General features: G+C 70.0%; 8 protein-coding genes and 2 pseudogenes. 7 read left to right on the plus strand and 3 right to left on the minus strand.

The window, feature by feature from the left end; genetic code table 11:
• The first annotated feature begins 49 nt into the window (after nucleotides 1–49).
• Nucleotides 50–2575, plus strand: a complete 2526-nt coding sequence (gene fxsT, locus E2651_RS37440; protein ID WP_280922824.1) for an FxSxx-COOH system tetratricopeptide repeat protein — start codon at nucleotides 50–52, stop codon at nucleotides 2573–2575.
• Here fxsT and E2651_RS37445 read toward each other — a convergent pair.
• On the minus strand, nucleotides 2572–4548 hold the full coding sequence (locus E2651_RS37445; RefSeq protein WP_135335736.1) for an HEXXH motif-containing putative peptide modification protein: 1977 nt from the start codon (nucleotides 4546–4548) through the stop codon (nucleotides 2572–2574). The genes fxsT and E2651_RS37445 overlap by 4 nt on opposite strands.
• Before the next feature lie 368 nt (nucleotides 4549–4916).
• On the opposite strand from E2651_RS37445, the gene E2651_RS37450 reads away from it, so the two are divergent.
• Nucleotides 4917–5249, plus strand: coding sequence for a CU044_2847 family protein (locus E2651_RS37450; RefSeq protein ID WP_135335737.1), 333 nt, complete (start codon nucleotides 4917–4919; stop codon nucleotides 5247–5249).
• A gap of 18 nt (nucleotides 5250–5267) precedes the next feature.
• On the opposite strand, the pseudogene E2651_RS37455 reads toward E2651_RS37450, so the two are convergent.
• Nucleotides 5268–5480: pseudogene (locus E2651_RS37455) on the minus strand (oxidoreductase); the annotation flags it as partial.
• A 337-nt stretch (nucleotides 5481–5817) separates the two neighbouring features.
• Between E2651_RS37455 and E2651_RS37460 the strand changes: the two are divergent.
• From E2651_RS37460 to E2651_RS37480, 5 genes and pseudogenes are all read left to right on the plus strand, one after another.
• Nucleotides 5818–6153, plus strand: a complete 336-nt coding sequence (locus E2651_RS37460) for a YnfA family protein (protein ID WP_135335738.1) — start codon at nucleotides 5818–5820, stop codon at nucleotides 6151–6153.
• An 80-nt stretch (nucleotides 6154–6233) separates the two neighbouring features.
• Nucleotides 6234–7013 carry an SDR family NAD(P)-dependent oxidoreductase gene (locus E2651_RS37465; protein WP_135335739.1) on the plus strand — a complete coding sequence of 260 codons (780 nt, stop codon included), beginning with the start codon at nucleotides 6234–6236 and terminating at the stop codon, nucleotides 7011–7013.
• A 2-nt stretch (nucleotides 7014–7015) separates the two neighbouring features.
• Nucleotides 7016–7225, plus strand: coding sequence for a hypothetical protein (locus E2651_RS37470; protein ID WP_135335741.1), 210 nt, complete (start codon nucleotides 7016–7018; stop codon nucleotides 7223–7225).
• Nucleotides 7222–7494: pseudogene (locus E2651_RS45715) on the plus strand (GNAT family N-acetyltransferase); the annotation flags it as partial. The gene E2651_RS37470 and the pseudogene E2651_RS45715, both read left to right, overlap by 4 nt.
• A gap of 1 nt (nucleotide 7495) precedes the next feature.
• Nucleotides 7496–8056 carry a hypothetical protein gene (locus E2651_RS37480; RefSeq protein ID WP_348541695.1) on the plus strand — a complete coding sequence of 187 codons (561 nt, stop codon included), beginning with the start codon at nucleotides 7496–7498 and terminating at the stop codon, nucleotides 8054–8056.
• 44 nt (nucleotides 8057–8100) lie between these two features.
• Here E2651_RS37480 and E2651_RS37485 read toward each other — a convergent pair.
• Nucleotides 8101–8942: RtcB family protein (locus E2651_RS37485; RefSeq protein ID WP_135335740.1), on the minus strand; the 842-nt coding region annotated here is incomplete at its 5' end.

Genomic DNA, 8942 nt, shown 5'->3' on the forward strand with positions numbered 1-8942 from the left:
CGCCACGACCGTTCCCGCCCCCGCGCGTTCACGACAAGGAGGCATCCCCGTGTCAGCCGGTCTGCCCGTTGCTCCGGGCCCCCGAAGCCCGCACGATCCACCCCGAATCTGGGGAAACGTACCGCAGCGGAACCGGAACTTCACGGGACGGGAGGTGCTGCTCGAAAGCCTGCGAGAACGACTGCGCAGCGGCGTCACCGCGGTCCTGCCGGAAGCCCTGCACGGCATGGGCGGCGTCGGCAAGTCCCAGATCGCCATCGAACACGTATACAGGCACAGTCGGGACTACCGCCTCATCTGGTGGATCCCCTCCGAGCAGGAGAACCAGATCGTCCAGTCGCTGATCGAACTGGGCGAGCAGATGGGCCTGCAGGCCGGATCCGAGATGAGCGCGGTACCCGCGGTCCTCGACGCCCTGCGCCGGGGCGAACCGTACAGCGATTGGCTCCTGGTGTTCGACAACGCCGAGAACCCCAAAGTGGTACGCAAGTACTTTCCCAGTGACGGACCAGGGCGCATCGTCGTGACGTCCCGCAACTTCCAGTGGTCCACCGACGCCAGCTCACTAGAGGTCGACGTGTTTGCCCGTGAGGAAAGCGTCGCTCTGCTGAGGCGCCGCAGCTCCCAACTCCCCGACGAAGCCGTCGACCACCTCGCCGCCGCCCTGGGCGACCTGCCGCTCGCGGTCGAACAGGCCGCGGTCTGGCTGGCGGAGACCGGGATGCCCGTACAGCAGTACCTCGAGGTGTACGAGCGCAACTTCACCGAACTCATGCAGTCCGAGCCCCCCGGCGACTACCCCCTGTCGGTGGCGGCCGCCTGGAACGTATCCCTCGGCCGGCTGCGCGAGACCCGCCCGGACGCCCTCCAACTCCTGCAGGTCTGCGCCTTCTTCGCTCCCGAGCCCATCGAGTGGGACCTGTTCTCCGCGGTGCGCGGGATCTCCGTCACGCCGGAACTGCAGAGCGCCCTCGACGACCCGGTCAAGCTGGGCCGGGCGGTGCGCGAGATCGGCCGCTACGCCCTGGCCCGTATCGACCACCGGCAGAACACGGTCCAGATGCACCGGCTGGTGCAGCGCGTGCTCATCGAGCAGATGAACATGCAGGAGCAGGCGACGATGCGGCACGCCGCCCACCAGCTGCTGTCCCACTCCGACCCCAGGAACCCGCAGCGCGTCACCTACTGGCCACGCTACTCGTCCCTGCTCACGCACGTGCGGGCCTCCAACGCCGTGGAGTGCGAGGAACCCTGGACCCGTCGGCTCGTCCTGAACGAGGTGTGGTTCCTGCGCGCCCGGGGCGACCACGCCGCCTCGCTGTCCCTGGGAGAGCGCGCCGCGGAGATCTGGCGCGCGCGGCTGGGCGAGGAGCACGAGGAGGTCCTCGGGATCGACCAGCAGATCGCCCAGGCGCTGCGCGAACAAGGCATCGACCTCGCACGCTCGTACAACCTGCAGTCCGTGCTCGTGGAGCGCTTCCGCAGGGTCCTCGGCGAAGCCCACGAGGACACGCTGCAGGCCCAGAGCTTCATGGCCGCCCACCACCGCAACCGGGGAAACTTCGGCGAGGCGCGGGAGATGGACAAGCGGGTCTACGACACCAGCCTCATGGAGTTCGGCGCGGACGACCCCGCCACCCTCCTCGCCGCACACAACTACGCGGTGAGCCTGCGCCTGGCCGGAAACTCGGAGAAAGCCCTGGAGCTGGACTACGACACCTGGCAGCGCAGGGTCGAGACCCTGGGCGAGGACCACCTCTACACGCTGACCACCCGGGACGCGTACCTGCTCGACCTGCAAGAGGTCGGCCGGTACGAGGAAGCGCTCGAGGGCTACGAGCTGCTCGCCGAAGAGGTCGGCGAGAAGCTCGGTGAGGCGCACCCCTTCACCGCGCTTGTGAACCGGAGCCGATGCGTGACACGCCGCAAGAAGGGCGACCACGAGGGCGCGTACCAGCTGTCGCGCAGGTACATCGAGCTGACCGGCGACATCTTCGGCATCGGCAGCCGCCACCACCTCCTGATGGCGGTCAGCCACGCCAACGACCTGCGTCAGATCGGCAAGCTCCAGGAGTCACGCACCCTGAGCGAACAGGCGCTGGAACAGCACCGCGCCAGCTACGGCAGGCAGCACCCGCACAGCCACGCCCTGGCCATGAACCTCGCGGTGACCCTCAGGCTGCTCCAGCGGCCGGAGGCCGCGCTGGAACTGGACCGGGAGACGGTCGAAGGCCTGACCCGCTCGCTCGGTGAGGCACACCCCCGGACCCTGCTCGCCCGGATGAACCTGGCCAGCGACCACTTCGCACTCGGCAGGCCGGATGAGGCCCACGCCATCGACAAGGCCGTGGCCGAGGAATCGGCACGACTGCGCGAGGACCACCCGGCGAACCTGGCCGTCCAGCTCAACATGAGCTACGACCTGAAGGCGCTGCGCAGGACCGAGGAGAGCGAGCATCTGTACTCCGAGGCACTCAAGCGCTACCGCAGCGCCCTGGGCTCCTCCCATCCCGCCACACTGGACGCCGAGAAGGGGCTGCGGGCCAACGCCGACATCGACCTGATCTCGCTCTAGGCAGGCGCGTCCGGTACCGGCCAGGCGTGTACGGGGCTGTCCTCGGCCCCGCAGGCGCCTGCTCCGGTGTCGGCGTCGGCGTAGGCGTCGGCCAGCCAATCGGCCAGGCCCATCGGATCGGGGAAGCCGCCGCGCGCCGCGGCGACGGCACGGCGAACACCCGCCACCACTTCGGGCCGGTTCAGGAGCACCGCGAAACCCGCTCCCCGGGCCTCCCGCGGAAGCGCGAGCGCGGCGCCGATCCACGCTTCGGCGTCCTGCGGATCCCGCGCGGTCCACTCCGCGTAGCCGATCGCGGCCTGCTCGGCGTCCCCCGCGATCGCCGCGTACTCGGCCAGGCGCGCCACGTCCCCGCTCGCCTGCGCCTGCCGGCACCCGCGGGCGAAGAGGTCCGGCGCCGACAGGCGATACCTGGCCAGCGGCCCGAACGTGTCGAGGCGGATCAGGTCCGGACGCGGGCGCAGTGTCGCCGGCGGCAGCGCGGGAGCCCGCCGCCCGGCCGACCAGGCGGCCGCGCACCGCTCCGCCGCCGACCGCGCCACCTCCAGATGCCGCGCCCGCCACACCGCACGCCGCAACGCGCAGTAATCACGGGCCAGTTGACCCGGCACGGCGAGCACGTCGTCCTCCTGCCACTCCCGCACCGCGGCCGCGATCTCGTCGACGAACAGCCGCCCCGCCTCGGTCAGATCGCCATCGGCCGCGAGCGCCGCGACGGCCTCCCGCACCTGCTCCCTGAGCACGGCGAACTCGAAGTCCGCCCGCTGCGCCTCCACCCCTGTCACCTGTGCGCGGTGCCTCCGCCAGAATCGCGCGACCCCGGCGAAGGCGAACACCCCGTGGAGCAGCCCGAGCGCCGGCCGGGGGTCACTTCGCCACGGCGCGTAATAAAGCCGCCGCCATCCCTCGGGCCCGCCCCGCCGGTCCCCGTCGGCCCGGACCAGCGGCACCAGACCGAGCAGCGCGTTCAGCTGCTGATGCCGGGTCTCGTGGACGAGGACCGCCGCCGTCTGGGTCGCGTCGTACGGCAGGGACAGGGTGATCGAGCCGAAGGCGTCGACCGAGGACGCGCTGGCGACCAGACCGCCCCGCGCCGTCCGGAACGGCCTCGGCACCAGCACCCTGACCAGCGCCCTGAGCGCGGCGGCGTCCGCGGGGGACTCCCGGTCCAGCAAGGCGTACGCACCGGCGAGACGGTCCTCCCACAGCCGCAGCCGGCGCTCCCCCGACCGGCCGGGGGACTTCGGGTAGCGCGTGAAGTCGCGGTACGGCGTCACCGTGTCCAGCCACGGCCCCGCCGCCTCCTCGCGCGCACACGGCGCACAGCCCGACACCGTCCGCAGCGGACGCCACCCCGGCGCCGACGCAGGCGGGGGACGGGGCAGTCGCACCCTCGCGAGTTCCCCGAGCACCACGGCGCCGTCCCGCTCCACCCGGACCTCCGCCGCGCTCCACCGGCGCCGCGCCACCGGGCCCGCCACCCCCGCGCCGGGCACCCAGACCATGCCGCGGTGGGCGGGCACCCGCAGCACCGCGCGGACTCCGGCCCGCAGCGCCGCCGCCGCGGCCACCGCCTGGAACTGGCCGAGATCGGCCCACAGCGGCGCGGAGGACTCCGCCGTGGCGGCGGATCCGCCCAGGCGTCTGAGCAGTCGCAGCGCCCAGGCCATGACAGCGGGATCGGTGAGCACCGTCTCCACGGCCTCGGGAGACTGCCGCTGCGCCGCGCACAGCAGATGCCAGGCCTCCTGGCCGGAGGGAACGCCACCCGGACGCCGGGCGCCGCGGGCCGCGTCGTCGACGTGATCCAGCAACGCGCGCAGAACCAGCAGGAGTTGACTGCGCTGTCCGGAACGCAGCATCTTCAGATCGGTCTGGTCCGCCCGGCCCGCCGCGATGGCCCTGAGCGACTCACGGGACACTCGGTGCACGTCCAGCGGCTGCCCGTACAGCGGCTGCACGGTGACGGTCACCGCCCGTCCGGACCACGCCCGCGCAGGAATCTCATTTCCTCGCTGTTGGTTTCGTTGAGGGTCCCGAAGGCGAGGGTCGCCCGCTGATCCGCCCTGCTCAACGCGCGTCGCAGCACGGGATCGTCACTGGAACGCAGCTCCACCAAAGAGATCCCGGACAGATCAACGAGATCGGAACAGAAGTCCTTCGCAGACTCTGCCATACCGTGATTCCCCCTGATGTGGTGGTCTGGCGGCTCGGGGTGCGCTTCCATGGTGGCCGCAACGGCTCTCCAGTGGAAGACGGCCGCAGGTCATACAAGCCTGGGTCGCCGCGGGCACGAGGCAGACACCCAGCAGAGACCCAGCAGACACCCAAGGGGGCGTACATGACGCAGTTATTGCGGTTCCCGGCCCAGAGCGGCGACGGTTTCGTGGTCGTGGAGGTGGCGGAGGACGAACCCGGAGTGGTCGAGGTGTCCCGTCTGGGTACCGCCGTGGCCGACGCCACCGCCTCGTTCGAGGAGGGCGTCGACCGCATCCGCGGCGCGGCCGCGAACGCCATCGGGCGGCTGCGGGACATGCCGAGCCGCCCCGATGAGATCAGCCTGGCGTTCGGCATGCGGTTCAACGCCGAACTCGGCGCCGTCATCGCCAAATCGCAGGGCGAGGCGCATGTCACCGTCACCATGACCTGGCGTTCGGACACCACCGGCGGCTGAGCACCTCGCCTTTTCTCGCTACTGCGGCCTCAGCGCCGCGAGTTGCCGCTCGAAGGGGATCAGCTCCTCCTCGTGCGCCCGCGCGGGCCGCATGACGCCGGCCAGTTCCCCGGCCGCCCGCTCGACGCGCTCGTCGAGGCCGTCCGCTCCCCAGTCCTCGGACGCCGCGTACACGGCCGTCGGTACGACCACCGCCCGCAGGTACGCGAACCGGGAACGCAGCGCGTGTTCCCGGGGGTTGTGGTGCTCGGTGGGGGTGCGGCCCGTGGTGGGGTCCGGCGTCAGGCTTCGGCCAGGCGGCCGTAGATTCCCAGCGCGGGTCGCGGCCCGTCTCGGCCAGCAGTTTCTCCAGCTCAGAGGCGCCGCCGGGCATCTCCACCGGCTCCTCGAAGACACCCATCTTCCGGGCGGTGGGCGCCAGACCCGCGACCGCCTCCCGCAACGCCTCCAGTACGCCGCCGCCCTCCGGGGCGGGTTCGTACGTCTGCCCCGTGGCGCGGGCCAGGCAGAAATCGTACGGCGCAGAGAACTGACGGGGTACCGGTACCGCACATGCCACGATCACCCCATGCTCATCGCCCGCTCCGCCGCCCTCTTCGTCCTCGCCGCCCTCTTCGAGATCGGCGGCGCCTGGCTCGTCTGGCAGGGCGTGCGCGAACACAAGGGCTGGGCCTGGATCGGCGCGGGCGTCATCGCGCTCGGCGTGTACGGCTTCGTGGCCACCCTCCAGCCGGACGCCGAGTTCGGCCGCATCCTCGCCGCGTACGGCGGCGTCTTCGTCGCCGGTTCGATCGCCTGGGGCATGGTCGCCGACGGCTACCGGCCCGACCGCTGGGACGTGACAGGCGCACTGATCTGCCTCGCGGGCATGGCAGTGATCATGTATGCCCCCAGAGGCCGCTGAGAGCACGGACGCTCCCGCCTATCCTTGGCGAAGGACCGCACAGGAACGTACGTACGCATCAGGACGCCCAAGGAGCAGCCATGACCGCCGCCACGAACGCCGTGCCCGCCTCCCGCATCGCGATCGTCACCGGCGCGAGCAGCGGCATCGGCGCAGCCACCGCACGGCAGCTCGCGGCCGCCGGCTACCGCGTCGTCCTCACGGCCCGCCGCAAGGACCGCATCGAGGCACTGGCCGCCGAGATCACGGCCGCCGGCCACGACGCGCTGGCCTACTCCCTCGACATCACCGACCGCACGGCCGTCGACGAGTTCGCGACCGCCTTCCGCAAGATCGCGGTCCTGGTCAACAACGCGGGCGGCGCACTCGGCGCCGACACCATCGCCACCGGCGACCCCGCCGACTGGCGCCAGATGTACGAGACGAACGTCATCGGCACCCTGAACGTCACCCAGGCCCTGCTCCCCGCGCTCACCGCGAGCGGCGACGGCACGATCGTGGTCCTCTCCTCCACGGCCGGCCACGGCACGTACGAGGGCGGCGGCGGCTACGTGGCCGCCAAGCACGCCGAACACGTACTCGCCGAGACCCTCCGCCTGGAGATCGTCGGCACCCCCGTCCGCGTGATCGAGGTCGCCCCCGGCATGGTCAAGACGGAGGAGTTCGCCACGACCCGCTTCGGCGGCGACGAGGAGAAGGCGGCCAAGGTCTACGCGGGCGTGGCCGCGCCCCTCACCGCCGACGACGTGGCGGACACGATCACCTGGGCGGTCACCCGCCCCCCGCACGTCAACATCGACCTCCTGGTGGTCCGCCCCCGCGCCCAGGCGTCCAACACCAAGATCCACAGGGAGTCGTGACGATGGGCCTCCCCGGCGACGACCCCGGCACCCCCGCGTACTCCGCCGACTCCCCCGATCCGCTCCACCGCCTCACACACGAGCACGAGGTCCGCCGCCTCAAGGACGAGAAGAAGAACGAGCGCCTGATGTGGTGGTACCTGGCGTACTTCCTCTTCGGCATCCACATCATCGCGTTCGTGATGATCTTCGCCGTCAAGCACGCGAAATGACCACGGCCGAACTCGTACTCCCCCCGAGCGCACGCGACTTGACCCCCGCCGACCTCCCCTCATGCACCTGGTCCGGCTCCCCGCACCACCCGAAATCCGTAGCCCGGCAGCTCCACCGCGCCCGGCTCGGCGAAGTGGACTACCTGGCGATCTGCCCGCCGTCCGACATCCCCGTGGCCAAGGGCGGCATCGACCACAAGCTCCATCAGGGCGCCGGCTACCTCTGGCAACTGGCCGTCCACCCAGCCCTGCGGTCCTGCGGAATCGGGGGTGGACCTCGAAGTGCCCGAGTACGCCTACATGTACGGCTTCATGCAGGCGGATGGGCATCTCCAGCAGGGGGCGGGCCAGAAGGGCAAACTGACCGTTGAGATCAACGCGCGGGACATCGAGATCCTGCGCGAATTCCGGCGGCTGACCCCGTACAACAGCACCATCAGCGAGCGCACCCGGTCGACGAACTTCTCCGAGAGCCACCGCTCGGCAACCCGGTCCCTGTGCTCCCTGGAAGCCAGGACGACCATCAACCAGCTCGGCCTGCCGTACGGCCGCAAGTCGAAGAAGATCGCCCCACCACGCGTCGGGCTGCCTCGCTCTGGAGCGCAAGCGGACGGCGGTCGACTCATTCGCCTCGTGGCAGCGGCCCGCCGAGATGAGGGCTGTCAGCAACCGACGCATCTGGAAAGAGTGGGAGGACCGGATCCTGCTCCAGCTCGGCAGCGACACAACTGCAGCCGAGGAGCTCGGACGGACCGAGAAGAGCTGCCATCTGCGCCTCTGGCGACTCCGTACCGGCAAGGTACCGAAACCGACGGACCAGTAGGACGCTGAACAGTGGGGCCCAAGCTGACAACAACCTGGGCCCCACCTGCAGTTCAGCCCTTCACGCAGATGAACTGCTTCAGCTTCGCCACGACCTCGACAAGGTCACGCTGGTGCTCCATGACCTGCTCGATCGGCTTGTAGGCGCCCGGGATCTCGTCCACGACGCCCGAGTCCTTGCGGCACTCGACGCCCCGCGTCTGCTCTTCCAGGTCCTTCGTCGAGAAGCGCTTCTTCGCGGCGTTGCGGCTCATACGCCGACCCGCGCCGTGCGACGCCGAGTTGAATGCCTTCTCGTTGCCGAGGCCCTTCACGATGTACGAGCTGGTGCCCATGGAGCCGGGGATGATCCCGTACTCACCAGAGCCCGCCCGGATCGCCCCCTTACGAGTCACCAGCAGGTCCATGCCGTCGTACCGCTCCTCCGCAACATAGTTGTGGTGGCACGAGATCTCCTGCTCGAAGGTCGGCTTCGCCTTCTTGAACTCCTTGCGGATCACGTCCTTAAGGAGCGCCATCATGATCGCGCGGTTGTACTTCGCGTACTCCTGAGCCCAGTAGAGGTCGTTCCGGTACTCCGCCATCTGCGGGGTGTCGGAGACGAAGACCGCAAGGTCGCGGTCAACCAGGCCCTGGTTGTGCGGCAGCTTCTGGGCCAAGCCGATGTGGTGTTCAGCGAGTTCCTTGCCGATGTTCCGGGACCCGGAGTGCAGCATCAACCACACCACCCCGTCCGCATCCAGACAGGTCTCGATCATATGGTTTCCGCTTCCAAGTGTTCCCATCTGCTTAGTGGCACGTTCCTGACGGAATTTGACCGAATCGGCAACCCCATCAAACCGCCCCCAGAAGTCCCCCCACCCCTGTCTCTTATAAACATCTGACGCTGCCGACG

The sequence above is a fragment of the Streptomyces sp. MZ04 genome (assembly GCF_004684775.1).
Lineage (GTDB): Bacteria > Actinomycetota > Actinomycetes > Streptomycetales > Streptomycetaceae > Streptomyces.